27 protein-coding genes, 2 tRNA genes and 1 pseudogene are annotated in these 25,290 nt (G+C 70.4%); 16 read left to right on the plus strand and 14 right to left on the minus strand.

The genetic code is table 11. The annotated features are described in order from the left end of the window. The first annotated feature begins 17 nt into the window (after positions 1-17). From gyrA to ACIPXB_RS05355, 5 genes are all read left to right on the plus strand, one after another. On the plus strand, positions 18-2,621 hold the full coding sequence (gene gyrA, locus ACIPXB_RS05335) for a DNA gyrase subunit A (RefSeq protein ID WP_401444810.1): 2,604 nt from the start codon (positions 18-20) through the stop codon (positions 2,619-2,621). Positions 2,622-2,623: 2 nt separating this feature from the next. Next, entirely contained in the window at positions 2,624-3,238 is a 615-nt protein-coding gene (locus tag ACIPXB_RS05340; RefSeq protein WP_401444813.1) for a DUF3566 domain-containing protein, read from the plus strand. A 92-nt stretch (positions 3,239-3,330) separates the two neighbouring features. Beyond that, a tRNA-Ile gene (locus tag ACIPXB_RS05345) sits at positions 3,331-3,404 on the plus strand. Between the two features lie 157 nt (positions 3,405-3,561). Continuing rightward, positions 3,562-3,696 (plus strand): DLW-39 family protein, encoded by a 135-nt coding sequence (locus ACIPXB_RS05350; protein WP_208809277.1) that lies wholly within the window; start codon positions 3,562-3,564, stop codon positions 3,694-3,696. Positions 3,697-3,839: 143 nt separating this feature from the next. Beyond that, entirely contained in the window at positions 3,840-5,117 is a 1,278-nt protein-coding gene (locus ACIPXB_RS05355; protein ID WP_401444815.1) for a hypothetical protein, read from the plus strand. Here the strand turns inward: ACIPXB_RS05355 and ACIPXB_RS05360 are convergent. Both ACIPXB_RS05360 and ACIPXB_RS05365 read right to left on the minus strand, forming a co-directional pair. Continuing rightward, positions 5,104-6,444: a protein kinase gene (locus ACIPXB_RS05360; protein ID WP_401444817.1), complete on the minus strand. Its 1,341-nt coding sequence runs from the start codon at positions 6,442-6,444 to the stop codon at positions 5,104-5,106. The two genes, ACIPXB_RS05355 and ACIPXB_RS05360, sit on opposite strands and share 14 nt — an antisense overlap. A 39-nt stretch (positions 6,445-6,483) precedes the next feature. Further along, positions 6,484-7,032 carry a helix-turn-helix domain-containing protein gene (locus tag ACIPXB_RS05365; protein ID WP_401444818.1) on the minus strand — a complete coding sequence of 183 codons (549 nt, stop codon included), beginning with the start codon at positions 7,030-7,032 and terminating at the stop codon, positions 6,484-6,486. A 161-nt stretch (positions 7,033-7,193) separates the two neighbouring features. On the opposite strand from ACIPXB_RS05365, the gene ACIPXB_RS05370 reads away from it, so the two are divergent. After that, positions 7,194-7,266 (plus strand) — tRNA-Ala (locus ACIPXB_RS05370). A 154-nt stretch (positions 7,267-7,420) separates the two neighbouring features. On the opposite strand, the gene ACIPXB_RS05375 is transcribed toward ACIPXB_RS05370, so the two are convergent. The 6 genes from ACIPXB_RS05375 to ACIPXB_RS05400 form a co-directional block, all read right to left on the minus strand. Further along, the gene (locus ACIPXB_RS05375) at positions 7,421-9,820 is read right to left on the minus strand and encodes a 2OG-Fe(II) oxygenase (RefSeq protein WP_401444821.1); all 2,400 of its coding nucleotides are present in this window, start codon (positions 9,818-9,820) and stop codon (positions 7,421-7,423) included. A 53-nt stretch (positions 9,821-9,873) separates the two neighbouring features. Beyond that, positions 9,874-10,026, minus strand: a complete 153-nt coding sequence (locus tag ACIPXB_RS05380) for a hypothetical protein (RefSeq protein ID WP_401444823.1) — start codon at positions 10,024-10,026, stop codon at positions 9,874-9,876. A gap of 136 nt (positions 10,027-10,162) precedes the next feature. Next, positions 10,163-10,489: a hypothetical protein gene (locus ACIPXB_RS05385; RefSeq protein ID WP_345175309.1), complete on the minus strand. Its 327-nt coding sequence runs from the start codon at positions 10,487-10,489 to the stop codon at positions 10,163-10,165. Then, on the minus strand, positions 10,486-10,833 hold the full coding sequence (locus tag ACIPXB_RS05390; RefSeq protein WP_401444825.1) for a hypothetical protein: 348 nt from the start codon (positions 10,831-10,833) through the stop codon (positions 10,486-10,488). Before ACIPXB_RS05390 ends, ACIPXB_RS05385 begins: the two co-directional genes overlap by 4 nt. 47 nt (positions 10,834-10,880) lie before the next feature. Further along, complete coding sequence (locus ACIPXB_RS05395) at positions 10,881-11,276, minus strand: hypothetical protein (protein WP_401444827.1); 396 nt, start codon at positions 11,274-11,276, stop codon at positions 10,881-10,883. Further along, a complete protein-coding gene (locus ACIPXB_RS05400; RefSeq protein WP_401444829.1) occupies positions 11,276-11,638 on the minus strand; it encodes a hypothetical protein in 363 nt (120 codons plus the stop codon). The genes ACIPXB_RS05395 and ACIPXB_RS05400 overlap by 1 nt, the downstream gene beginning before the upstream one ends. Positions 11,639-11,815: 177 nt before the next feature. Between ACIPXB_RS05400 and ACIPXB_RS05405 the strand changes: the two genes are divergently transcribed. Continuing rightward, the gene (locus ACIPXB_RS05405) at positions 11,816-12,082 is read left to right on the plus strand and encodes a GntR family transcriptional regulator (RefSeq protein WP_401444831.1); all 267 of its coding nucleotides are present in this window, start codon (positions 11,816-11,818) and stop codon (positions 12,080-12,082) included. A gap of 74 nt (positions 12,083-12,156) precedes the next feature. On the opposite strand, the gene ACIPXB_RS05410 is transcribed toward ACIPXB_RS05405, so the two are convergent. Further along, positions 12,157-12,633 carry a DUF7008 domain-containing protein gene (locus ACIPXB_RS05410; RefSeq protein ID WP_401444833.1) on the minus strand — a complete coding sequence of 159 codons (477 nt, stop codon included), beginning with the start codon at positions 12,631-12,633 and terminating at the stop codon, positions 12,157-12,159. 151 nt (positions 12,634-12,784) lie between these two features. Here ACIPXB_RS05410 and ACIPXB_RS05415 point away from each other — a divergent pair, with 151 nt between their 5' ends. Further along, entirely contained in the window at positions 12,785-13,354 is a 570-nt protein-coding gene (locus tag ACIPXB_RS05415; protein WP_401444835.1) for a LysM peptidoglycan-binding domain-containing protein, read from the plus strand. An 80-nt stretch (positions 13,355-13,434) separates the two neighbouring features. Here ACIPXB_RS05415 and ACIPXB_RS05420 read toward each other — a convergent pair whose 3' ends face one another. After that, positions 13,435-14,130, minus strand: a complete 696-nt coding sequence (locus tag ACIPXB_RS05420) for a DUF5324 family protein (RefSeq protein ID WP_401444837.1) — start codon at positions 14,128-14,130, stop codon at positions 13,435-13,437. A gap of 186 nt (positions 14,131-14,316) precedes the next feature. Between ACIPXB_RS05420 and ACIPXB_RS05425 the strand changes: the two genes are divergently transcribed. Both ACIPXB_RS05425 and ACIPXB_RS05430 read left to right on the plus strand, forming a co-directional pair. Beyond that, the gene (locus tag ACIPXB_RS05425; RefSeq protein ID WP_401444840.1) at positions 14,317-14,844 is read left to right on the plus strand and encodes a peptidylprolyl isomerase; all 528 of its coding nucleotides are present in this window, start codon (positions 14,317-14,319) and stop codon (positions 14,842-14,844) included. 75 nt (positions 14,845-14,919) lie between these two features. Beyond that, positions 14,920-15,762: a rhomboid family intramembrane serine protease gene (locus tag ACIPXB_RS05430; RefSeq protein WP_401444841.1), complete on the plus strand. Its 843-nt coding sequence runs from the start codon at positions 14,920-14,922 to the stop codon at positions 15,760-15,762. A 103-nt stretch (positions 15,763-15,865) separates the two neighbouring features. Here the strand turns inward: ACIPXB_RS05430 and crgA are convergent, their stop codons facing one another. Beyond that, a complete protein-coding gene (crgA, locus tag ACIPXB_RS05435) occupies positions 15,866-16,120 on the minus strand; it encodes a cell division protein CrgA (protein WP_401444843.1) in 255 nt (84 codons plus the stop codon). A 91-nt stretch (positions 16,121-16,211) separates the two neighbouring features. Here crgA and ACIPXB_RS05440 point away from each other — a divergent pair, with 91 nt between their 5' ends. From ACIPXB_RS05440 to ACIPXB_RS05465, 6 genes and pseudogenes are all read left to right on the plus strand, one after another. Next, complete coding sequence (locus ACIPXB_RS05440; protein WP_401444845.1) at positions 16,212-16,988, plus strand: DUF881 domain-containing protein; 777 nt, start codon at positions 16,212-16,214, stop codon at positions 16,986-16,988. Continuing rightward, on the plus strand, positions 16,957-17,724 hold the full coding sequence (locus tag ACIPXB_RS05445; RefSeq protein ID WP_401444847.1) for a class E sortase: 768 nt from the start codon (positions 16,957-16,959) through the stop codon (positions 17,722-17,724). The genes ACIPXB_RS05440 and ACIPXB_RS05445 overlap by 32 nt, the downstream gene beginning before the upstream one ends. 32 nt (positions 17,725-17,756) lie before the next feature. Beyond that, positions 17,757-17,933: a hypothetical protein gene (locus ACIPXB_RS05450; protein WP_401444849.1), complete on the plus strand. Its 177-nt coding sequence runs from the start codon at positions 17,757-17,759 to the stop codon at positions 17,931-17,933. Next, positions 17,930-18,568, plus strand: coding sequence for an aminodeoxychorismate/anthranilate synthase component II (locus ACIPXB_RS05455; RefSeq protein ID WP_401444851.1), 639 nt, complete (start codon positions 17,930-17,932; stop codon positions 18,566-18,568). Before ACIPXB_RS05450 ends, ACIPXB_RS05455 begins: the two co-directional genes overlap by 4 nt. Further along, a pseudogene (locus ACIPXB_RS05460) lies at positions 18,550-19,341 on the plus strand (class E sortase); the annotation flags it as partial. The gene ACIPXB_RS05455 and the pseudogene ACIPXB_RS05460, both read left to right, overlap by 19 nt. Positions 19,342-19,348: 7 nt before the next feature. Next, complete coding sequence (locus ACIPXB_RS05465) at positions 19,349-20,062, plus strand: class E sortase (protein WP_401444853.1); 714 nt, start codon at positions 19,349-19,351, stop codon at positions 20,060-20,062. Positions 20,063-20,182: 120 nt separating this feature from the next. Here ACIPXB_RS05465 and pknB read toward each other — a convergent pair whose 3' ends face one another. The 3 genes from pknB to ACIPXB_RS05480 all read right to left on the minus strand — a co-directional run bounded on the left by pknB (position 20,183) and on the right by ACIPXB_RS05480 (position 25,282). Next, positions 20,183-22,231, minus strand: coding sequence for a Stk1 family PASTA domain-containing Ser/Thr kinase (gene pknB / locus ACIPXB_RS05470; protein ID WP_401444855.1), 2,049 nt, complete (start codon positions 22,229-22,231; stop codon positions 20,183-20,185). Between the two features lie 160 nt (positions 22,232-22,391). Beyond that, on the minus strand, positions 22,392-23,861 hold the full coding sequence (locus ACIPXB_RS05475; RefSeq protein ID WP_401444859.1) for a peptidoglycan D,D-transpeptidase FtsI family protein: 1,470 nt from the start codon (positions 23,859-23,861) through the stop codon (positions 22,392-22,394). After that, positions 23,858-25,282: an FtsW/RodA/SpoVE family cell cycle protein gene (locus ACIPXB_RS05480; RefSeq protein ID WP_401444861.1), complete on the minus strand. Its 1,425-nt coding sequence runs from the start codon at positions 25,280-25,282 to the stop codon at positions 23,858-23,860. Before ACIPXB_RS05480 ends, ACIPXB_RS05475 begins: the two co-directional genes overlap by 4 nt. Between the last annotated feature and the right edge of the window lie 8 nt (positions 25,283-25,290).

The raw sequence follows: 25,290 nt of genomic DNA on the forward strand, positions 1-25,290 counted from the left end.
AGGATTTCTGACCAGCAATGGCCGACGAAACCACCCCCACTGCCGAGAACGCGGAGAACGCCGCGGAGGAGCAGGCGCAGCTGCGCATCGAGCCCGTCGGGCTCGAGACGGAGATGCAGCGCTCCTACCTCGACTACGCGATGTCCGTCATCGTCTCGCGCGCCCTGCCGGACGTGCGCGACGGTCTCAAGCCGGTGCACCGCCGCGTGCTGTACGCGATGTACGACGGCGGCTACCGGCCCGAGAAGGGCTTCTACAAGTGCGCCCGCGTCGTCGGTGACGTCATGGGTACGTACCACCCGCACGGCGACTCCTCGATCTACGACGCCCTGGTCCGCCTGGCCCAGCCGTGGTCGATGCGCATGCCGTTGGTGGACTCCAACGGCAACTTCGGCTCCCCGGGCAACGACCCGGCGGCCGCGATGCGCTACACCGAGTGCAAGCTGATGCCGCTGGCCATGGAGATGCTCCGGGACATCGACGAGGAGACCGTCGACTTCCAGGACAACTACGACGGGCGCAACCAGGAGCCGACGGTCCTGCCGGCCCGGTTCCCGAACCTGCTCATCAACGGTTCCGCCGGTATCGCCGTCGGTATGGCCACCAACATCCCGCCGCACAACCTCCGCGAGGTCGCGGAGGGCGCGCAGTGGTACCTGGCCAACCCCGAGGCCTCGCACGACGAGCTGCTGGACGCGCTGATCGAGCGCATCAAGGGCCCGGACTTCCCGACCGGCGCGCTCGTCGTGGGCCGCAAGGGCATCGAGGAGGCGTACCGGACCGGCCGCGGCTCCATCACGATGCGCGCGGTGGTCGAGGTCGAGGAGATCCAGAACCGCCAGTGCCTGGTGGTCACGGAGCTTCCGTACCAGGTGAACCCGGACAACCTCGCGCAGAAGATCGCCGACCTGGTCAAGGACGGCAGGATCGGCGGCATCGCCGACGTCCGCGACGAGACGTCCTCGCGCACCGGCCAGCGCCTGGTGATCGTGCTCAAGCGCGACGCCGTCGCCAAGGTCGTGCTCAACAACCTGTACAAGCACACCGACCTCCAGACCAACTTCGGCGCGAACATGCTCGCGCTGGTGGACGGCGTGCCGCGCACGCTGTCGCTGGACGCGTTCATCCGCCACTGGGTGCACCACCAGATCGAGGTCATCGTCCGGCGGACGAGGTTCCGGCTGCGCAAGGCCGAGGAGCGCGCGCACATCCTGCGCGGCCTGCTCAAGGCGCTGGACGCGATCGACGAGGTCATCGCCCTCATCCGGCGCAGCCAGACGGTCGAGATCGCCCGTGAGGGCCTGATGGGCCTCCTGGAGATCGACGAGATCCAGGCCAACGCGATCCTGGAGATGCAGCTCCGCCGCCTGGCGGCCCTGGAGCGGCAGAAGATCGTCGCCGAGCACGACGAGCTCCAGGCGAAGATCAACGAGTACAACGCGATCCTGGCCTCGCCGGAGAAGCAGCGCTCGATCGTCAGTGAGGAACTGGCGGCGATCGTCGAGAAGTTCGGCGACGACCGGCGCTCGAAGCTGGTGCCGTTCGACGGTGACATGTCCATCGAGGACCTGATCGCCGAAGAGGACATCGTCGTCACGATCACCAACGGCGGCTACGTCAAGCGCACCAAGACCGAGGACTACCGCTCGCAGAAGCGCGGTGGCAAGGGCGTCCGCGGGACGAAGCTGAAGCAGGACGACATCGTCGACCACTTCTTCGTCTCGACCACCCACCACTGGCTGCTGTTCTTCACGAACAAGGGCCGCGTCTACCGGGCGAAGGCGTACGAGCTGCCCGACGCCGGCCGGGACGCGCGCGGCCAGCACGTGGCCAACCTGCTGGCCTTCCAGCCGGACGAGCAGATCGCGCAGATCCTGGCGATCCGCGACTACGAGGCGGCCCCGTACCTGATCCTGGCCACCAAGGCCGGTCTGGTGAAGAAGACCGCGCTCAAGGACTACGACTCGCCCCGATCGGGTGGCGTCATCGCGATCAACCTGCGGGAGACCGCAGACGGCGGCGACGACGAACTGATCGGCGCGGAGCTGGTGTCGGCCGAGGACGACCTGCTGCTCATCAGCAAGAAGGCGCAGTCCATCCGGTTCACCGCGACCGACGACGCGCTGCGCCCGATGGGCCGTGCGACGTCGGGCGTGAAGGGCATGAGCTTCCGCGAGGGCGACGAGCTGCTGTCGATGAGCGTGGTCCGGCCCGGTACGTTCGTCTTCACCGCGACCGACGGCGGCTACGCCAAGCGCACGCCGGTGGACGAGTACCGCGTCCAGGGCCGCGGTGGTCTGGGCATCAAGGCCGCCAAGATCGTCGAGGACCGCGGGTCCCTCGTCGGTGCGCTGGTGGTCGACGAGAGCGACGAGATCCTCGCCATCACCCTCGGCGGTGGTGTGATCCGCACGCGCGTCAACGAAGTCAGGGAGACCGGCCGTGACACCATGGGCGTCCAGCTGATCAACCTGGGCAAGCGGGATGCCGTCGTGGGTATCGCGCGCAACGCCGAGGCCGGTCAGGAAGCCGAGGAGGGCGACGAGCCCGAGACGGCCGAAGGACTGGTCACCGAGGCCGCCGAGGGCACGGAGCCCTCGGCCGGGGAGCACGAGGAGTAAGCGTGAGTGGAGCCACGGGCGCCGGAGCGGCAACCGGGGACGACGGTGCCCGTGGCCCCGCCGCGGACTCCTCGCAGGGGGCGACAACCGTGACGGACACCCGAGAACCGAAGCCGGCGAAGTCGAAGGCCGAGGGCAAGAAGCCGGCCGCGCAGGCGGAGCCGTACCACCCGCCGCAGGCCTACCAGGCCCCGGCGGTGCCGGCGGCCCAGCGGGGGCAGCGGCCGGTGGTCAGGACGACACCCAGGACGCGCAAGGCGCGGCTGCGGGTGGCGAAGGCCGACCCCTGGTCGGTGATGAAGGTCAGCTTCCTGCTGTCGATCGCGCTGGGCATCTGCACGATCGTGGCGGCGGCGGTGCTGTGGATGGTCATGGACGCCATGGGTGTCTTCTCGACCGTCGGCGGGACCATCAGCGAGGCGACGGGCTCGAACGAGTCCAACGGTTTCGACCTCCAGTCCTTCCTCTCGCTGCCGCGCGTGCTGATCTTCACGTCGGTGATCGCGGTCATCGACGTGGTGCTGGCGACCGCTCTGGCGACGCTGGGGGCGTTCATCTACAACCTGTCGGCGGGCTTCGTCGGCGGTGTGGAGCTGACGCTCGCGGAGGACGAGTAGCCCTCTCCGGGGCCGGCAGCAACGCCGTGACCTGCGATTTGGGAACTCCCGGGTCTGTGCGCTAATCTTCAGAGGTCAGCGCGCAGCGCGGAGGGGCTATAGCTCAGTTGGTTAGAGCGCATCCCTGATAAGGATGAGGCCACAGGTTCAAATCCTGTTAGCCCCACAGTGAGAAAGACCCCGGCCGGGACGGCCGGGGTCTTTCTGCTTCGTGTCCGGGTGGATGGACCACCCAGGTTGTCCCAGATAACCGAACGGTATCGATCGGTGTGTATTCTTGGGCGCCAGAAGTCCCCAACGTCAACGAAGGACGAGGTCGCGCGGTGAAGAAGCTTCTCCTGGTCGCACTGGCCGCCATCGGCGGGCTCCTCGTGTACCGCCAGATCCAGGCGGACCGCGCCGAGCAGGACCTGTGGACGGAGGCCACCGACTCCGTGCCCTCGGGTTCCGGTGTGTGAGACCGAAACGGCTGATCATGAAGCCCCGGCTGCCGCTGCTGCCGGGGCTTCGTGCTGTTCTGTGGCAATAAATTACGTTTTGCAAAATTTTGGCTTGCGCTAGCAAATTCGGGGTGGGCGTGATGGGTCAGGTACGGAGAACGGTGCTGGCTGGGGCGGCGGTCCTGTGCGTGGCGGGTGCCGCGCCGGGGGCCGCGTACGCCGCCCCGGAGCCGGTGCCGGCGTACCGTGAGGCCGACGGGGCGAAGAAGGTCGCGGGGGCCGCCAGCACGGCGGACGCCCCGCTGATCGAGCCCGGCGGGGCATACCTGGACACCGTCTCCCCTGGGGAGCGCTTCTACAAGCTGAACCTGGACGCCAGGTCGAGCGTGTACGTCTCCGCCGTCGTACGGCCGGGCGCGGACGCGAAGATCGGCTACAGCGACGACGTCGAGGTCGACGTGATGACCACGGGCGGGAAGTCCTGCCCCGGCAGTCCGGGCCAGGGCTCCTTCCAGGGGCGGCCGCAGACCGTCAGCGTCGTCGGCATGCGCCGGCTCCAGGAGGACGCCGACTGCCAGGAGGCGGGCGTCTACTACGTGAAGGTGACGCGGGACGCCCTCAAGGACAGCGACCAGTCGCCGTGGCCGGTGGAGCTCGTGGTGCACCGCGAGCCGGGCCTCAAGAGCGGCAGCGCCCCGGCGGTCGCGCCGAGCGGGTGGCCCTCCGCGACGCCGGCGGCCCCGGCCGACCAGGCCGTGGCCCGCTCGGGCGGCACCGGGTTCAACGACGCGCGGGCGCTGGGCGCCGGCGTGTGGCGCGACGAACTCCGCCCCGGGCAGACCCGCTTCTACCGGGTCCCGCTGGACTGGGGCCGGCAGCTGGCCGTCACCGCGGAGCTGGCCGGCGCGAAGATGACCAGGAGTTCCGGGTACGCCTCCGACGGGCTGGCGCTCACGCTGTACAGCCCGTACCGGGGTCAGGTGGGCGACAAGGACACCACGTACGACGGCAAGCAGGCGAGCGTCGGCCTGGGGCTGACGCCGCCGGTGGCGTACGAGAACCGCTTCTCCACCGACGCCTGGACGCGGTCGGTGGGGGTGGCCGGCTGGTACTACGTCGCCGTCACCATGGGCCCGAAGGTCGGCGAGTTCACCGAGAACGCGTCGCCGGTGCCGCTGACGCTGCGGGTGAGCGTGCAGGGGCAGGCGGCGGCCGCGCCGCCGTACGCCGAGAGCCTGACGGCGGCGGGGTTCGGCGTGGGCGGGGCGGACCTGGCCGCCGCGAAGGACGGTCTGACGGCCCCCGAGGCGGCCGAGGCCGCCGACACCCGTTCCCTGATGCGGCTCGTCGCGGCGGGCGGCTTCGGTACCGGCGCCGTGCTGCTGCTGGGGCTCGGCGGGTGGATCTGGCTGGCCCGGCGCGGGGCTACATCTGGGTGAGGGCCCAGACGCCGACGGCGAAGCACAGCACGGCGGCGATCAGCACCGCGGCGGTGACCGCGCGGCTCGGCGCGGCGATTCCGCCCCGGCGGGCCGCCGGTTGTGCCGCGGCCTGCGGCTGCGCCGCGACGTACGCTCCGGCCTGCGGCGGCGCCTGGTAGGCCGATTGGTAGGCCGGCTGGTACGGCTGCGGCACGGGACCGGCGGCCGGCCGCTCGCTCTGCGCGGTGGGGGTGCCCGCCGGTGGCGGCAGGTGGAAACTCCCCGTCTCCGAGGCGTTGTACGCCACCGTGCCCGCCGTGCCGCGCGGATCGGTACGGGTGGGTTCGGCCGCCACCGGCGCGGCCGAGGAGAGCACGGTGGCCTCCCGTACCGGCTGGGCGGGTACGGGAGGCGCCGCCGGCGCGCCGGCGGCCGTCGGGGAGTCCGGGGTGACGGCGGCGGTGCTCTGGGGCCCCTGGGGGCCGAACCCTGCCGGAAGCGGGCCCAGTTGGTCGAAGACCTCGACCGGGTCCTCGCCCTCGGTGGCCGGCGGCAGCAGCTCCAGGACCTCGGCAAGGGCCTTGCGCGCCCCTGTGGCGGTCTTGAAGCGGGCGGCGGGGTCGGGCTGCAGGAGGTTCGCGATGACGTGCCACAGCGGCGCGGGGACGCCCTGCGGGGCGCCGGGGGTGCCGTGGGCCCGGAAATGCTCCACCAGGGCCTGGGAGTCGGGCTTGCGGCCCTGGAGCAGGTACAGGGCGACGAGGCCGACGGCGAAGAGGTCGGCGGGGAAGTCGGGCTCCTCCCCCATGAGTTGCTCCGGGGCGAAGTACCCGGGGGTGCCCACGACGTAGTTGGTCTCGGTCAGCCGGGGCTCGCCCTTGCGCATGGAGATCCCGAAGTCGGACAGCCGCAGGTGCGGCTGTCCGGTTCCGGTGGCCTCCATCAGGATGTTGGCCGGTTTGATGTCGCGGTGGACGACGCCCTCGGCATGGACGGCCGCCAGCCCCGACAGCAGCTGGTCGAGCAGTGTGCACACGAAACGCGGCGGCAGGGGCCCGTAGTCGCCGATGACATGGCCCAGGGAGCCGCCGCTGACCAGGTCCATCGTGAACAGGACCTTGTCGTCGTCCGCCGCCCAGCTGGCCGGGGCCAGCACGTGCGGATGGTCGATGCGCAGGGCCTGCTCGCGCACGAAGCGCAGCAGGGTGTGGGCATCGCTCTGCTGGAGCACCTTGGCGGCCACGTACCGGCGCCGCCGGTGGTCCCATGCCCGCCAGACCGCTCCGACTCCGCCCCGGCCGATCGGATCGATCAGCTCGTACCGCCCGGCGAAGATCTCACCCATCGCTGCGCCCGTCCCCCGTTGTCCGCTGTGGTGCGCTGATCAGTTCTGGTGCGCCTCGTAGTGCGCCACCGCGTCGGCGGTGCGGCCCGCGCCGTACACCCGGAGGAACTCTGCCAGTTCCGGATGCGTGGGGGCGAGCGTCTCCGCCGCGTCGATGATGTCGCCGGCGGCCGAGACGGAACGCAGCAGCGACTGGATCTCGCGGACCACCCGCTTGACGGTGGGGGCACCGGAACTGGTCGTGGTCTGACCGCTGTTGCTGAGGACGGAACCGCCCTGGGTCTTCTTGATCTCGTCCATCCGGCCCGTGGCCTCGACGGCGCTGACACTGCCGTCGGCGACCAGTCCGGCGAGTTCCTGGAGGGCCTGGACCCGCTGGACCACGGCCGGGTTGCCGATCTTCGCGCGCTGGCCGCTCATCAGCTGGGACAGCATGGGCGCCGACAGCCCGAGGACGGCGGCCAGGCGGGCCTGGTTCAGGCCGAGGTCATCTATGAGCCGGCGGAAAAGGGCCCCGAGCGGCTCCCCGTACCAGCTGCGCTGAAGCTCTCTGGCTCTGGCGGTAGCCTCTTGCTGTACTGCGTCCACTCGTCCTACTCCCCTTCGCTGGTGCGAACCTCGCGAGCATCTTACGGAGAGTGGTCGCGTGAAGGGAGTCCCTATCATTTTGCGGGATGAGGGGGTACACCCGGTACTCTGGTCTGCGGAAGTGGCCGCTGCCTCGTGGAGGCGGGTCGCATCCGTTTCTCGGGGCTTTAGCTCAGTTGGTAGAGCGCTGTCTTTGCATGGCAGATGTCAGGGGTTCGACTCCCCTAAGCTCCACTCATATACACCCCTTTGACCTGCGAAAATGCAGTCAGAGGGGTGTTCTTGTCCCGGCTTGCCGTGCTGCCGTGTCAGCACGGTGGTGCTGATCGAGCCTTCCTGCGACGGAGCATGCGGGGTCACGTCACGCTGCCGGCTGCGTTTCGGCCCCTCAGCGAGGTGTCCGGGGCCAGTTCTTCCGCAGCCACACCAGGTCGGCCCCGGCGCGGGCGCGGGCCGCCTGCTCGCGGGTGAAGACCGCGTCCGTCTTGGTCAGGACCAGGGTGTAAGGGCGTCCCTGCCGCCGGGTGGTGTGGGACACGGGCAGGCCGGCCAGGTCGATACGGCTGTGGATGTGCTGGCGCCCTGCCTGGGCGAGCGGCCACTCCATGATCCGTCGGGAGCGGGACGTGAGGAAGGCGTCGAGGTCGGGGCAGAGGTCGCAGAGGGACCGGCAGGTTTCGGCCGGCGGGAGCGACCAGTCGTCCGCCGGACGCACAGGGCGGGCAACACTCGTGGCGAGTACGGTCTCGCAGTGGTCGGCGAGTGCTGAGAAGGCGTGGGTCGCGGGGGCTCGGTCGGAGGGGGTCGTCGGCCGGCGTCCTACGGAGCGCAGGGCGGGGAGCAGGCACTCCAGGATGGTGTCCGGCCGGCTGCGTAGCGTGGCGGCGATCGTTTTGGCGGTTTTCGGGTCGCACGCCCGAAGGACGTGGGCCAAGGGAGCGCCCAGTCGTTCCATGCCCGCGCGGCGCTCCGCCTCGCGGCCCACGTCGAGCCAGCCGGTGAGCTGGTGTTGGATGGCCCGCCAGGCGCCCTCGGTCAGCGGGGCCGCCACCGCGTCTCCGTCACCGTTGGAGGTCCGCAGCGCGGTGCAGAGGCCGGGCAGCGATGCGAGCCACGCCGTGCGGTCGGCCCCGGTGTACGCGCCGACGGGGCCGAACCAGGTGCTGACGGTGTGGTGCGCCCACGTCCGGCCGTACTGCGCGGCCGCTGCCGCGAGGTCGGCGGCGTGTTCCTCGGCCAGGGTCTCCACCCTGAAGGGGGCCAGCAGCATCGCGGCGGTGTCCGCCTCCCGCAGTCCCACCGCGACGTGCAGGGCGGCGGCGAAGAGCGGCGCGGCCGCCTCGCCCGATCCGTGGTGCTTCCAGAAAGGGGCGAGTGACTGGGCGAGCGTGCGCGCCCGGTCGAGTTCACCGGCGTCGAGGTGGCCCTGGAGTTCGCGCAGGGCACTTGCGGAGCCCGCCTCGGCGCGGGCCGCGAACGAGCGTTGCCGTGGCCAGAGCACCACCGCGGCCCGCCGGTACCAGCGGTCCAGGGTGTTGCCGTAGTTGCCCATGTAGCCCTCGTACTCGGACTGGTAGGGCGTCAGGTCCTTGTTCTCGGTGGTGGCGCACACCTCGGCGTACGCGACGGGCAGGGAGATCTGTTCACCGCCGGTGCCGTCCGGGCGGGTCCACCAGCCGAGGGTGATCTCGTCGTCGACCAGGTCGCCCAGCTCGTAGTCGGAGAAGTCACCGCTGCGGCGGCGCTCGGCCCCGGGCTCCCCGTCGGGGTCGAGGAGGCACTCACCCTCGCATTCCTCGTCCTCGCAGTCGTCGAAATGCTCGACATCCCCGTAGTAGTCGTAGCGGTCGTAGGGCGGGACGGCGTCCCAGGTCTCCTTCACCTCGGCCAGGGCCAGCACCGCTTCGCAACCGGCCTGCCCGGCGGCCTGGCGGAGCCGGGCGGCGCGGGTGGCGTCGGCGCCCTTGAGACGGTCCCAGTCCAGGCCGCGCTGGGTGTACTCGTGGTCGAGGAGGTAGACGAGCCGGTTGGGCGGCGTGGTCTCCGGGCGGCCGTAGGAGTAGCGCTGCTCGGCCGGGTCGGTGAAGTGCTCGGTCAGGCAGTGGGCCAGGTCGGCGGCGGGGCTGCCGTCGTTCCCGTCGGCCGGCCGGATTCGTTCGGCCAGCAGGTTCATGGTGAGGGTGACGCGGTACCCGGTGGTGACGGGTTTGACCTCGTGGCGGCAGTCCGCGTAGAAGGCGACGAACGTGAGCTGCTCCTGGGACGCCCGGTGGGTGACGCTGTGGCCTGCGTGTTCGACGACGAGTTCGCCGCCGGAGTGGTGGGAGGGCAGCGAGACGACCAAGGTGCCCACCATGGAGTCGTCCTTCTCGGAGTCCTGGTGCGGGAGGAAGAACTGGCCCTTGCCGTAGACGAGGAGCGCGTGCGGTTCGGCCCGCAGTGCGGTGGTGGGTGGCAGGCCGAGGCCGTGGCGGACGCCGTCGAGGACTTCGCTCAGGGTGCGGTCCCAGTCGGGGCCGCCGAGCGTGATCCGGTCCGGGGTGATCTCCCAGGTGTCGCGGACGCTGGTGTCGGACAGCGTCTGCTCGCCACGGCCGAAACGGGCCTGCCTGGCCTGTGCGATCAGCTTCTTGGTGACCGGGGCGCGCAACGGCAGCGGCAGTTCCCCGACACCGTCGACCTCGATGCGCAGGGCGCGGGCGGGCAGCTCTGTGCGGGTGCTGAAGTCCCCTTCTGGCTCCGCGTCTGCCAGCAGCTCCGCCAGGCGCTTTCGTGCTCCGTGTCCCATGGTGGTTCGTTCTCCTCGTGCTCTGTCCGCGAGCCCTGACGCGCCGGGACGCTCTACTCGCGGTGACGGAAGGTCCAGCGGACAGGCTCGGTCAGCACTGCCTGAGCGCCGGCCGTATCCGCCGTGCGCTCGGCGAGCGTGGCCTCGGCCAGGCGGACGGGGAGTGCCTCGCTGAACTTGAGAGCGCGTACCGCCCGTCCGTCCACGTCAGGAAGGCTCAGTCCGCTTGCCGTAACCGCGACAGCGGATTTCCAGAGAGCAGGGCTCAGGTCGTCGCGGAGCCGGATCCAGTGGCCGGCGAATCGGCGCTGTGGTGTGACCGGCAGCCGGCAGAGAGGCCGGTCACTGCCAGAAGACCTCTTCCACGATGATCTGTGGATCCTCCACGCGCCGGATGAAGGAGTAGATCATCCAGCCGTTTCCGCCGTCGAAGAGGAAGATGCGCGACCCTCTCGGCCGACTGGACTCAACCGGTCGGACCCTCATACCGTCGGGAAGGTCTGCGTCGGCTTCGATGCCCCGAAAGTAGGGGTCCGCCGCTGTGACCAGCTCGGCACGTGCGGCATCGACCATCTTCCGCACGTTCTCCGGCAGTGTGTCGCGGGCGGCCTGGGCGTTGAGCGTCCAGTCCATCTGCCACGGCGGCCCCATGAAACCTTCGTCGGTCACTGGCCGGGCTCCAGCCGCCGCACCTGGTAGCGGATGTTGGATGCCTCTTCGAGCAGCGCCTTGGCCTCGGTGATGTCGGTGCACTCCGAGGCGCGCTGTTCGAGATCCGTGAGGTGGGCGTCGAGCTGCGGATCTCGGGCGATCGCGTACTGACCCCACCAGCGCGCCACGAACGCGGGCACGGCGCTGATGTTGAACGTGTCGGCGACGGCCCACTTCCAGTGCTCCTCGAAGTCGGGCAGGAGCTGGGGAGCGTGCTGGGCGATCGCCTCGCGCAGTGCCTTCGGGTTCCGCTCGGGCATGGGCGGGACGAGCGGTGAGGGTTCCGTGGCGTGGGCAGTCATGACCTGGATACTCCTTCGGCGCGTCGTGCTTACGACCATAGCCCGCATCACCGGCCCCGCGAGGGCTGTTCGCGGCCGGGTTCCCACTCCCCGGTGACCTGTGCGCCGTCCACGTCGTCCACGGCCTCTTCGGTCCCTTCGGCGGCGGCGTCGTCGTCGGGCAGGGGCAGGCGCAGGCCGCGGGACTCGGCGACCCGCAGGGCGTCGGTCAGGCATTCCGCGAGCCGGATCGCGGCGTAGTGCACCTCCGAGCGCGGGGCCAGGGGGTCCCTCAGCACCTCGTGCGCGTGGGTGAGGACCTCGGTCCCGGTGGCGATCTGCTCGGCCTCGGTCTCGTCGGCCAGTCGGGAGAGGTAGCCGCCGTTCGCGTCGGTGGCGAGGTAGCACGGCTTTCCCTCCGGAGAGGGCCAGGGCAGCAGGCGGAGCGTGGTGGGACTGTCCATCAGGCGGCCACCGTCCGGGCGCCGATCACGTGCGGGTCGAGGTCGATGCCGAAGTCGGCGGCGAGGACGAGCGCGAGGCGGCGGTACCGCCGGCGTGCCTGCTCACGCTCATTCTCGTGCGCGAGGAGATAGGGGCGTACGAGCCTGGCCGACTGCCCGTCGAGCGGGACGGGCGGCGGCTCGATCCCGTACGGGGAACGGTGGACGGGCAGCGGTGCGGGTCCGGCCGGGGCGGGGGTGGTCGGGGTGGTGTGGGGGCTGCGCGTCGTGGGCGCCTGGCGGGCGCCGGTCCGGTCGGCTCCGCGCCTGGATGCGAGTACGAGGCCCAGCCAATGGGCGATGCGGCGGATAAGGTCGTGCATGTCGGACGCTCCTTCGTAGCGTCCGGCCGTGCCCCGGGGCCCTGCCAGGCCGCCGGGGTCTTTGCTGTCTCGGCCAGCGTTGCATCCTGATGCGTTAGGTAGCAATAGGGAGCATGCGGTTGCATGCGGATGATCCCGCATGTGGTGAGGTGCTAAGGGTCGCTTTAGCGTTCAGTCATGGCAGATGACCGTGACTGGAGGCCCGACCCTGCGAGCCACGTCTACGTGTACCTCCAGGTCGTTCACCACCTTGCCGAGCAGATCCGCACGGGATACCTCCCCGCTGGGGCGCGGCTTCCCGCCGAGCGTGACCTCGCCGAGCAGTACGGGGTGGCCGTCAACACCATCCGCCGTGCTGTCCGTGAGCTTCGCGATCAGGAGCTCGTGATCACCGTGCCCATCAAGGGCACTTTTGTGCGGGCAGAGCAGCCGCCTACCCAATGACAAAAATGGGCCGCTGCCAGCCTCCGACCAGTGTCGGCAGGTGGGCAGCGGCCCATGAGGCAGGCCCGCGGTGACTACTCCAACGCCGCCTTGCGGCCACCCCGCTTCTTCTCGGGGCGCCAGTCGCGGAGGTCGGACTCCGAGAGGCGGCGCTCGGCGCAGGCGCGGTGCAGGCCGGTCTGGAACTCCTGGGCGGGGTTGTCGCCCCACTCCTCGTCGTACTCGTCGTGCCACTGGTGGACCCACGGCATGATCTCCAGCAGTCCGGCCAGCAGCGGCACGCAACGCGGGTCCGCGGTGTCCCAGCCGTCCACCTCGGAGCGGTCGTTGACGAGGTTGACCAGCGCCTCGGCCTGGTCGCGGTGGTTCCAGCCGGCCCAGCCGAGGAGAAGGGACGGGTCGCCGTCCGGGGACGCTCCGGGATAGGAGACGAACCGCTCCTTCGGGCCTCCGCGTAGAGGCGGGCGTCCTTGTCGTGGTCCAGCGCGACCTTGAACACCCGGGGGAGTCCGCTTCGCTGCCCGGTTCGGCCGCGGTGCGCCGAGCGCCATGCCGGTCTGCTGGGTGGTGGTGAACAGGCCCGAGGCCGACCGCCGTCCCCCGTACGGCGTTCCCGCGAGGCCGCCCGCGCCGTCGTGGCCGAGAGTGGAGGGAGGCCCTCGGGGCCGGGCCAGGGGGCAATCACGCCGGAGGCGTCACATCATGGGAATCTTCGACTTCCTGAAATCCGACCGGAACCCGGAACGGAAGTCCGGCCGGAACACGGCGCACGGAGCCGCCGAGAAGGCGGAGGAGCAGGTCGAGCAGGCGCCCCCGGCGGCGGCCGGGCCGCGGTCGGCGACCGGAGCGATCGAGACCCACGCCAAGTTCCAGGAGCACCCCAACCGGCCGGCCGCCCGGGCCCGCGCCGCCGCGTCGGCCGCGCCGCCCCGGCCGGCCGGCCCGCCGGGGCCCACCACGCACACCCCTCCGGAAGCGGCCAAGCGGTCCGCCCCGCCCCTGCACACCCCGCTGCCGGGTGGCGGCGCACCCAGGCCCGTGATGCACGACGAGCTGCCGCCGGGCACGGCCAAGCGCTCCGCGCCCAAGCCCCACCCGACGGCGGGGAAGCGCGACTACACCGTGCGCGCCGGTGACTCGCTGCCCGACATCGCCCGCCGCGAGCTCGGCAACGAGGCCCGCTGGCGCGAGCTGTACGCCGTGAACCGGGGCGTGATCGGCGCCAACCCCGACGTGCTCCACCCGGGCCAGGTGCTCACCCTGCCCCAGTAGGGACGCAGGACCAGGGACCCGGCACGCGTACGAGGGCCCGCGACCGCGGTGGCGGTCGCGGGCCCTCGTACGCGCTCGCGCTACTTCTGCTGCTGGTCGTCGGCGGCCGAGGACGACTCCCGCTCCTTGGCGGCCAGCTCGTCGTCGAAGCTCGCCGGCGCGCTGTCGGCCGCCGAGAGCTCCGTCGCCGCGGGCGGTTCCACCAGCCAGTCCGGGTTGGACTGCTGGTCCCACCACCGCCACAGCACGTACCCGGCGGCGGCCACGAGGCCGATCACCGCGACGCCCTTGAGCAGCCGTCCGGTCCGCGCCCGGCGTTCGTGACGCCGTACCAGCTTGCGGACCTCGTCGGCCGAGACCTGGCCGCGCAGTGCCGCCAGCGCCGCCACCGACCGGGAGGCGGCCTCCTCCGCCACCGGCTGGGCCGCCGCCAGGGCGCTCTCCAGTTTCGGCGTCGTGTAGTCGGCGGCATGCCGCACCGCCTGGCGGGTCTGCTTCACCGCCTGCGTGGCCGCGCGGTCCACGTTCGGCGGGACATGGGAGCGCGCCGCCCGCATCCGGGGGTGCACATGGCACTCGTACGCATTGCGCGCGTGCCGCGACGCCTCACCGGCCGCGTGCGCGACCATCGGCGCCAGCCGCTCATTCGCCTCCTGCGCGTAATGCACGGCGGCTTCCTTGGCGGTTCCTGCGTACGGCGCCACCACTTCCGCTGCGTGCCGCACGGTGTCCTTCGCGCTTTCCGCCGTGGCGCGCACGCTGTCGTTGCGGGTCACAGGATCCTCCTTCTCGGTGGCGGACACAGTTCACCTTTCCACCCTTTGTCGGATCATGCCTGCCATACCGGCGGGTGGCATGCGTGACAGGGCATATGGGTGGCCGATTTCTCCGGGATTTCTCCGGGGTGCAGCACTCCGTGCGAGGATCGGGAACCGACAGTGACGACGAGGGAAGGCAGATTCGTGGCCGAGAAGCTCTGCGCCACCCTGAAGACCAGCCACGGCGACATCGAGATCGAGCTGCTGCCGTTCCACGCCCCCAAGACGGTGCGCAACTTCGTGGAACTCGCCCAGGGCGAGCGGGAATGGACGCGGCCCACGGACGGCCAGAAGACGACCGACCCGCTGTACGACGGGACCGTCTTCCACCGGATCATCAGCGGCTTCATGATCCAGGGCGGCGACCCGCTCGGCAACGGCATGGGCGGCCCCGGCTACCAGTTCGCCGACGAGTTCCACCCCGACCTGGCCTTCACCAAGCCGTACCTGGTGGCCATGGCGAACGCGGGTCCGGGCACCAACGGCTCGCAGTTCTTCATCACCGTCGCGCCGACCGCCTGGCTGACCCGCAAGCACACCATTTTCGGCGAAGTCACCGACAAGGCGAGCCGGCAGGTCGTCGACGCCATCGCGGCGCTGCCCACCAACCCGCGCACCGAGCGTCCGCTCGACGACGTGATCATCCGCTCCGTCGTCGTCGAGAAGCGCTGACCGAAGTCCCGGCCCGGGAACCCCTCGGGCCCGGCTGTCCGTTCTGGGTACGTCGCCGCCGACCGATGGGGACCGATGGACACCGACCGCCAGCCGGGCTGCTACCGCCACCCCGACCGCGAGGGGCCCCTGCGCTGTACCCGCTGCGAGCGCCCGATCTGCACCGACTGCATGATCGACGCGGCGGTCGGGTTCCAGTGCCCGCAGTGTGTGCGCGGGGCCTCGGTGCCCACGCGGAACATCGCCGGCGGCGTGATGACGGCCGGGGACCCGCATCTGGTCACCAAGGTCCTGATCGGGATCAACGTGGCCGTGTTCTTCGCCGGCCTGCTCGTCCCGGCGATCCTGGTCCCGATGGAGCTGCTCGGCCGGTACGTGGAGTACATCGGCGCACCGCTCGAAGGGGTGTCCACCGGCCAGTACTACCGGCTGCTGACCTCGGTGTTCCTTCACGGGGAGTGGTGGCACATCGCCAGCAACATGCTGGGCCTGTGGGTGCTGGGCGGCCCGCTGGAGGCGGCGCTGGGCCGGGCCCGCTATCTGACGCTCTACCTGCTGTCCGGCTTCGCGGGCAGCGCCGTCGTGTACTGGCTGACGCCGCCGAACCTGGCCACGCTCGGGGCCTCCGGCGCCGTGATCGGCCTGCTCGGGGCCACCGCCGTGCAGTTCCGGCGGATGCGGTACGACATGCGACCGGTGATCGTGATGGTCGTACTGATGCTGGTGACGACCTTCGCCTTCCAGGGCGTGTCCTGGCAGGCCCACCTGGGCGGGCTGATCGCCGGCGCCGTGATCGGCGCCGGCATGATGCTGCCCGCTTCCACCCGTCACCGGTCCCTGATCCAGTGGGGGACCTGCGTCCTGGTCTTCCTGGCGGCCGCCGCCCTCATCGTGCTGCGTACGGCCGCGCTCACCTGATCACATCGGCGTCAACGGGGCGCCACCCTCATACTTATCCACAGATCTTCACAGTTTTGTCCTCAGCTGTGGACGGACCTGTGGATAACTTTTACGGGAATGGCTACTTCCACTGCGTGGAGACACCGAAGCCGGCGGCAATGAAGCCGAAACCGACTACAATGTTCCAATTGCCCAGGGATTCGATCGGCATCTGGGTGTCGGTCACGTAAAAGACGACGATCCAGGCCAGACCGATGAAGAACAACGCCAGCATCACCGGGGCGACCCAGCTGCGGTTCGTCAGCCTGATCGTCTGCGCCTGCTTGGCCGGCGGCGGCGTGTAGTCATCCTTCTTGCGGATGCGTGACTTCGGCACGAGGGTCTCTCCTGTCGATGCGCTGGGGACCTTGCCTCCCCCGGGCGTCCGTTAGCGTAGTGGTTCTGTGGCGTCGAAGGAGAAGGGTACGTTGAGCAATTCCGACGACTCCTCCGCGGGTCCCCGTCGCCGGACCCGAGTGGTCCGGCTGCTGACGGCCGCCGTATTCGCTCTCGCCGGCCTCATCTTCGTCACCAGCTTCAACACCTCCAAGGGTACGAACATCCGGACCGACACTTCACTCCTGAAGCTGTCCGACCTCATCCACGAGCGCAGCCAGAACAATGCCGAGCTGGAGACGGGCACCGCCGCGCTGCGCCGCCAGGTCGACACCCTCGCCGACCGTGACGACGGCCGCAGCCGGGCCGAGGACGCCGAGCTCGCCGTGTTGCGCTCCGCCGCCGGCACCGAGGAGCTCTCCGGCAAGGGGCTCACGGTCACGCTCAACGACGCCCCGCCCGGTGCCACCGCCCGTATCCCCAACGTGCCCGAGCCGCAGCCCAACGACCTGGTGATTCACCAGCAGGACCTCCAGGCCGTGGTGAACGCCCTGTGGCAGGGCGGCGCCCAGGGCATCCAGGTCATGGACCAGCGGCTGATCTCCACCAGCGCCGTGCGCTGCGTCGGCAACACGCTGATCCTCCAGGGCCGCGTCTACTCGCCCCCGTACAAGGTGACGGCGGTCGGCGACCCGGCGACGCTGCGCAAGGCCCTGGCCGCCTCCCCGGCGATCCAGAACTACCAGCTGTACGTCAACGCCTACGGACTGGGCTGGAAAGTCGACGAGCACAAGGCGGTGACACTTCCCGGGTACTCGGGCACAGTGGACCTCCACTATGCGAAGCCCGTGGAGAGCGGTACGCCCTGAGGCGGCCCTGCGCCTGGTGGCGCGCACCCTCAGCGAGGTGTGCCTGACGGCCGGCACGGTGATCGTGCTGTTCGTCGTCTACGTGCTGCTGTGGACGGGCGTGAAGGCGGACGCGGCCATGGCGGGCGAACGCGACCGGCTGCGCGCGAGCTGGTCGGCGGCCGCCGCCGCGAGCACCCCCGCGCCCCCGCCCGGGCAGGAACCTGCGTCCCCGGCACCGGCCCCGGGCGCGTCCCCCGCTCCCGACCCGGCCCCGGACGCGGCGTCGGACCCGGCCCCCGCCCCCGGCGCGGCCTTCGCCGAGATGTACATCCCCCGCTTCGGAGCGGACTGGGTCAAGCCCGTCCTGGAGGGCACCGGCACCGAGCTGCTGAAGAAGGGCCTGGGGCACTACCGCGGCACCGCCGCCCCGGGCGGCACCGGCAACTTCGCGGTCGCCGGCCACCGGCGCACGTACGGCGACCCCTTCAAGGACATGCCGCTGCTGCGGCCCGGGGACACGGTCGTCGTGAAGGACGCGAGCACCTGGTACACGTACACGGTCCGGGCCCGCCCGCTGCGGACCCTGCCGACCGAGGTGGGCGTCGTGGACCCGGTCCCCGCGCGGTCCCCGTTCACCGCGCCCGGCCGCTATCTGACGCTCACGACCTGCGATCCGGAGTGGGGACACAGCCACCGTCTCATCGTCTGGGCGGAACTGACCGAGACCCGGCCCGTGAAGCGGGGCAGCCCGTAGTCTGTTGCGGAACACGTAACGGAAGGGACGGCATGTACGGCTGGATCTGGCGGCACCTGCCCGGCAACGCGTTTGTGCGCGCGCTGATCTCTCTCGTGCTGGTGCTCGCGGTGGTGTTCGTGCTGTTCCAGTACGTCTTCCCGTGGGCCGAGCCGCTGCTTCCGTTCAACGATGTGACCGTCGACGAGGGATCGGGAGCCACCCGGTGAGCGCGCGCATTCTGGTTGTGGACAACTACGACAGCTTTGTCTTCAACCTGGTCCAGTACCTGTACCAGCTCGGCGCCGAATGCGAGGTGCTGCGCAACGACGAGGTCGAGCTCGCCCACGCGCAGGACGGCTTCGACGGCGTCCTGCTCTCCCCCGGCCCCGGCACCCCGGAGGAGGCCGGCGTCTGCGTGGACATGGTCCGCCACTGCGCCGCGACCGGCGTGCCGGTGTTCGGGGTGTGTCTCGGCATGCAGTCGATGGCGGTGGCGTACGGCGGTGTCGTCGGCCGGGCGCCCGAGCTGCTGCACGGCAAGACCTCGCCCGTGGTCCACGAGGGGCAGGGCGTCTTCGCCGGTCTGCCCTCCCCCTTCACCGCGACCCGCTACCACTCGCTGGCCGCCGAGCCGCAGACCCTCCCCGACGCGCTGGAGGTCACCGCGCGCACCGAGGACGGGATCATCATGGGCCTGCGCCACCGCGAGCACGACGTCGAGGGCGTGCAGTTCCACCCCGAGTCGGTGCTGACCGAGTGGGGCCACCGGATGCTGGCGAACTGGCTGGTGCGCTGCGGTGACAGCGGCGCGGTCGAGCGCTCGGCGGGGCTGGCGCCGGTGGTGGGCAAGGCCGTCGCGTGACCGCGCTCGCGCCGTCCGCGCCCACCGGGGGCCGGGCCGCGCGGCGCAGGGCCGCCCAGGAGGCCGCGAAGCGGGCCCGGCGGCGGCGCAGGGGCGGTCCGCTGGTGATCGCCAGCCGTGCGGCCGGGGAGCTGTTCATCACGGTCGGGCTGGTGATGCTGCTGTTCGTGACCTACCAGCTCTGGTACACGAACGTGCTGGCGGAGCGGGAGGCGAACGGGGCGGCCGGCTCGCTGCGCCAGGACTGGGACGCCGGGGGCGCCGGCGCCCCGCCGGTGGCCGCGTTCGAGCCCGGCCAGGGCTTCGCGATCATGTACATCCCGAAGCTGGACGTGAAGGTGCCGGTGGCGGAGGGGATCAGCAAGCCGAAGGTGCTGGACCGGGGCATGGTCGGGCACTACGCGGAGGGTGCGCTGAAGACGGCGATGCCTGCCGACAAGCAGGGCAACTTCGCGGTGGCCGGTCACCGCAACACCCACGGCGAACCGTTCCGCTTCATCAACCGGCTGCAGCCGGGCGACCCGATCGTGGTCGAGACCCGGGACGCGTACTACACGTACGAGATGACGAGCCTGCTGCCGCAGACGCCGCCGACGAACGTCTCCGTGATCAAACCGGTGCCGGTGGGTTCGGGATTCACCGCCCCCGGCCGCTACATCACGCTCACCACGTGCACTCCGGAGTTCACGAGCACCTATCGGATGATCGTATGGGGCAGGATGGTCGACGAACGCCCCCGCAGCCAGGGTGCGCCCCCCGCTCTCAGAGGATGAAATACCCGTGTCTCGTGACCGTCGCGCGGCCCCGCCCGGCCGCAATGGGGTCGCCGCGTTCCTGAGCCTGCTCGGTGAGCTGCTGATCACCGTCGGCCTGGTGCTGGGCCTGTTCGTCGCGTACTCGCTGTGGTGGACGAACGTGCTCGCCGACCGGCAGGCCGACCGCCGCGGTGACGCCGTCCGCCAGCAGTGGCAGGCGACCCCCGCGCAGCCGGCCGATCCGGGAGCGCTGGACACCCAGGGCGGGATCGGCTTCCTGCACGTGCCGGCGATGAAGAACGGCGAGGTGCTGGTCAAGAAGGGCACCACCCCGGGGGTCCTCAACGACGGAGTGGCCGGCTACTACACGGAGCCGGTGAAGTCGGCCCTGCCGTGGGACGCGTCGGGCAACTTCACGCTGGCCGCCCACCGCGACGGGCACGGCGCGAAGTTCCACAACATCGACAAGCTGCGCGGCGGCGACGCGATCGTCTTCGAGACCCGTGACACCTGGTACGTCTACAAGGTCTTCGCGGAGCTGCGGCAGACCTCGAAGTACAACGTGGACGTGATCACGTCAGTCCCCAAGGAATCGGGCAGGACCGCGGCCGGCCGCTACATCACGCTGACGACCTGCACCCCGGTCTACACCTCGAAGTACCGCTACGTGGTGTGGGGCGAGCTGGTGCGTACGGAGAAGGTGGACGCGAAGCGGACCCCGCCCGCCGAGCTGCGCTGATCCGAGAAGGCCCTGGAAGGGGCCCTGTCGCCCCGAACACCGAAGGCCGGGCCCCCGATGAGGGGGACCCGGCCTTCATGCGTCACGCGTGGCGTACAGGGCGAGCGGGTGGGTGGGCGGCTAGCCGCCCAGGCCGAACCAGCCGCCGCGCTCGCCGCCGCCGTTGTTGTTGCCGTCGCGGCCGCCGTTCGGCTGCTGGCCGCCGAACGTCACCACGTCGACCACCTGGCCGGACTGGACCTGGCTTCCCGCCGGCGGGGTGGACCCCACCACGAGGGCGTTGTCGTCCGTGGGACCGTTGGCCACCTTGCCGAAGACCAGGTTGCGAGCGGCGAGGTCGGCCTTGGCCTGGGCGACCGTCCTGCCCGCCAGCACCGGCACCTGCGTCGGTACGGTGGCCGCGTCCTTGGCGATGGTGATGTTGACGGCCGTGTTCGGCGCCAGCTGCTCCCCCGCGGGGTACTGCTGGTTGATGACCGTCTTCGGCGCGACGCCCGCGCCGTCGGCCTCGGTGACGCTGCCGAGCTTCAGCTTGGCCTCGGTGAGGGCCTTGACCGCGTCGTCCTTGCTCTTGCCGCGCAGCTCCGGAACCACCGACTTGGTGACCGCCTTGGCCACCTCCAGCGTGATCGCGGTGCCCTTCTCGACCTGCTCGTCGGCCTTGGGCGTCTGGCGGATGACCACCCCGGCCTTGCGCTCGGACTCGACGTCCTTGCGGTCGATGCGGTCGAAGCCGAGGTCGCGCAGCTTCTTCTCGGCGGCCGCGAACTCCAGGTCGGCGAGGTTCGGCATGGTGATCTTGGGCGCGCCCGTGGAGATCGTGACCTTGACGATCGAGTCCTTCTCGACCTTGAGCCCGGCCGCCGGATCCTGCTTGCAGACCATGCCCTTGGGCTGGTTCTCGCAGGCCTCGTCGCCCGTCTTCTCGACCTTCAGGCCGACGTTCTGGGCGCTCCTCGTCGCGTCCTCCAGCGTGGCGCCGGTGAGCGTGGGCACGGCGGGCCGGTTGTCGGCCTGGGGGCCGAAGAGGGCGCGGCCGATCAGGATCGCGCCGACCAGGACCAGCACACCGGCCGCGACCAGCAGGTACGTGGAGGCGCGGCTCTTCTTCTGCTGGCGGCGCCGGGGACCCTGGTCGTAGCCGCCGTGACCCTGGTCGGGGTAGTACCCGCCGTCGCCGGGCGGCATGGGCGGCATCATCGCCGTCTGGCCGCCCCCGTCGGCGGCGCGCAGCGCGGTGGTGGGCTGGTCGTAGCCCTGGTGTCCGTAGCCGCCCTGGTCGGGGTAGCCGTAGCCGCCCCCGCCCAGCGCGGCCGCGGCGGCGACCGGCTGGCCGTCGAGGCAGGCCTCGATGTCGGCGCGCATCTCGTCGGCGCTCTGGTAGCGGTAGTCGGGGTCCTTGACCAGGGCCTTCAGGACGATCGCGTCCATCTCGGGCGTGATCTCGCCGTCGAAGTTGCTCGGCGGCTGCGGCTCTTCCCGTACGTGCTGGTAGGCGACTGCCACGGGGGAGTCGCCGATGAAGGGGGGCCGGACCGTGAGCAGCTCGTAGAGCAGGCAGCCGGTGGAGTACAGGTCGGAACGGGCGTCGACCTGCTCGCCCTTGGCCTGCTCCGGGGAGAGGTACTGGGCGGTGCCGATGACCGCGGCGGTCTGCGTCATGGTCATGCCGGAGTCGCCCATGGCGCGGGCGATGCCGAAGTCCATGACCTTGACCTGGCCGGTGCGCGTCAGCATGACGTTGGCCGGCTTGATGTCGCGGTGGACGATGCCGGCGCGGTGCGAGTACTCCAGGGCCTGGAGGATGCCGATGGTCATCTCCAGCGTGCGCTCGGGCAGCAGCTTGCGGCCGGAGTGCAGCAGCTCGCGCAGGGTCGAGCCGTCGACGTACTCCATCACGATGTAGGGGATGGAGATGTTGTCGACGTAGTCCTCGCCGGTGTCGTAGACGGCGACGATCGCGGGGTGGTTGAGCGAGGCCGCCGACTGCGCCTCGCGCCGGAACCGTGCCTGGAAGGACGGGTCGCGGGCTAGATCGGCGCGCAGGGTCTTGACGGCGACGGTACGGCCGAGCCGGGTGTCGTGGGCGAGGTAGACCTCGGCCATGCCACCGCGGCCGAGCACGTGGCTCAGCTCGTACCGGCCGCCGAGGCGACGCGGCTCTTCCATGTCTTCCAGCCCTCTCCGTCAGTCCCGACCGCACCCGTGTGTGGTCCGGCGGTGTGGTGCTCGCGCAAAGGCTACCGGCCGATCGTCGGTGATCGGGTGGCGACCACAGGCTGATACAGGACCGGTACCGTGCGCCGCCGAGGACCGGACCATCTCCCGGTCAGCCCTTGCTCTTGAGTACGGCCTCCATGACCGCCTTGGCGACCGGAGCGGCCAGCCCGCCACCGCTGATGTCCTCCCGCTCGGCCTCGCTGTCCTCGATCACGACGGCGACGGCGACGGGCGAGCCCTTGTCGGTCTTGGCGTAGGAGATGAACCAGGCGTACGGGCGCTTGGCGTTCTTCTCTCCGTGCTGGGCGGTACCGGTCTTGCCGCCGACCTGGACGCCCGGGATCTTGGCCTTGCCGCCGGTGCCGTGGGGGCTCTCGACGACGTTGACCATCATCTGCTGGACCTTCTGCGCGTTGGCGGCGCTCAGCGGCCGGCTCATCTCCTGCGGCTCGTGCTTCTCGATCACGTCGAGGTTGGGGGCCGTGAGCTGGTCGACCATGTACGGCTTCATCAGCTTGCCGTCGTTGGCGATCGCGGCGGCGACCATGGCCATCTGGAGCGGGGTGGCGGCGGTGTTGTACTGGCCGATCGCCGAGAGGGAGTTGCTCGGCCGGTCCATGGTCTTGTCGTAGACGCTCGCGAACGCGCGGACCGGGGTGTCGATCTTCTCGTTGTTGAAGCCGAACTTCTGGGCCGTCTCCACCATCTTGTCGCGGGTCACCTTGTCGGCGAGGTTGGCGAAGACGGAGTTGCAGGAGACCTGGAGGGCGAAGTTCAAGGGCGCCTTCTCGCAGCCCTTGGCGTGGTTGACCATCGGCGTCCTGGTGGTCGGCAGGAAGTACGGCTCGGTGGTGTCCGTGGGGTCGTCGATGTTCTTGACGACGCCGTGTTCCAGGGCCGCGGCCGCGGTGACCACCTTGAAGGTCGAGCCGGGCGGGTAGGTCTCGCGCAGGGCGCGGTTGACCAGGTTCTTGTCCGGGCTGTCCTTGAGGGCGACCCAGGCCTTCTCGTCGTCCTTGGAGTTGCCGGCGAAGCTGGACGGGTCGTACGAGGGGGTGCTGACCAGGGCCAGGATGGCGCCGGTGCGCGGGTCGATCGCGGCGACCGCGCCCTTGCGGTTGTCGAGCGCCTTGAAGGCGGCCCGCTGCGCGTCGCCGTTCAGGGTGGTGATGACGTTGCCGCCCTGCTTCTTCTCCCCGGTGAACATGCCGATGGTCCGGTCGAAGAAGAGCCGGTCGTCGTTGCCGGTGAGGATGCCGTCCTCCAGGGACTCCAGCTGGGTGGAGCCGAAGGCCTGGGAGGCGAAGCCGGTGACCGGGGCCCACAGGGGGCCCTCGGTGTAGGTGCGCTTGAACTTGAAGTCGCTGCCGTTGGTCACCGTGGAGCCGGTGATCGGCTGCCCGCCCGCGATGATGATGTTGCCGCGCTCGGTGGCGTACGCGGCGATCTGGACCCGGCGGTTCTCCTTGCGGGTGCTCAGCTCCTGGGCCTGCACGTACTGCAGCCAGTTGGTGCGGACCAGCAGGGCGAGAACGAGGAGCCCGCAGAAGATGGCGATCCGGCGCAGGGGCTTGTTCATGACGGGCGGACCACCTGGGTCATCTCGGAGTCGGGGGACGGGGCGGGGGCCGGAGCCGGGCGGCGTGCGGTGTCGCTGATCCGGATGAGGATGCCGATGAGGGCCCAGTTCGCCAGGACGGAGGAGCCGCCGGAGGCGAGGAAGGGCATGGTCATGCCGGTGAGCGGGATGAGCCCCATGACACCGCCGGCGACGACGAAGATCTGCAGGGCGAAGGCGCCGGAGAGACCGATGGCGAAGAGCTTGCCGAAGGGGTCGCGGGCGGCGAGGGCGGTGCGCGCGCCGCGCTCGATGATCAGGCCGTAGAGCAGGAGGAAGGCCATCACCCCGGCGAGCCCGAGCTCCTCGCCGACGGTGGAGAAGATGAAGTCGGAGTTGGCGGCGAAGCCGATGAGGTCGGAGTTGCCCTGGCCCCAGCCGGTGCCGAGGACCCCGCCGGAACCGAAGCTCATGATCGACTGGCCGACCTGCTCGCAGGCGCCGGAGGTGGCGTAGCAGCCGAAGGGGTCGAGCCAGGCGTTGACACGGGCCTCGACGTGGCTGGCGGTGGTGCCGACGACCACGGCGCCCGCCGTGGACATCAGCAGGCCGATCACGATCCAGCTGGTCCGCTCGGTGGCGACGTACAGCATGATCACGAACATGCCGAAGAAGAGCAGCGAGGTGCCCAGGTCGTTCTCGAAGATCAGGACGAGCAGGCTCATCGCCCAGATCATCAGGATCGGGCCGAGGTCGCGGCCGCGCGGCAGGTACAGGCCCATGAAGCGGCGGCTGGCCAGGGCCAGCGCGTCGCGCTTGACCATGAGGTAGCCGGCGAAGAAGACCGCGATGACGATCTTGGCGAACTCACCGGGCTGGATCGAGAATCCGGCGACGCTGATCCAGATCTTGGCGCCGAAGACGTCGGCCCCCAGGCCCGGGATCATCGGCAGGATCAGCAGGATCAGCGCGGCGGCCATCGAGATGTACGTGAAGCGCTGGAGCGTGCGGTGGTCCTTGAGGACCAGCAGCACGCCGCAGAACAGAGCGATGCCCATCGCCGTGTAGAGCATCTGGTTGGGCGTGGACTCCGAGAACTGGCCGTAGGCGCGCTTGGCCAGGTTCTGCAGCCGCTCGGACTGGTCCAGACGCCAGATGAGGACGAGCCCGAGGCCGTTCAGGAGGGTGCCCAGGGGCAGCAGCAGCGGGTCGGCGTACTTGGCGAAGCGGCGTACGACGAGGTGGGCCACGCCGGCCATGACGGCCAGACCGAGGCCGTAGACGACCATGCCCGGGGGCAGCTTGCCGTGGATGGCGAGCCCGACGTTGGCGTAGGCGAAGATCGGGATGACCACGGCGAAACCGAGCAGCATCAGCTCGGTGTTGCGCCGGCTCGGCAGCTCGATGGCGCCGATGGTGGTCGTGTTGGTGACAACGCTCATGGTGTGGC

The sequence above is a fragment of the Streptomyces sp. NPDC090022 genome, from assembly GCF_044748145.1.
In the GTDB taxonomy this organism is placed as follows: Bacteria; Actinomycetota; Actinomycetes; order Streptomycetales; family Streptomycetaceae; genus Streptomyces.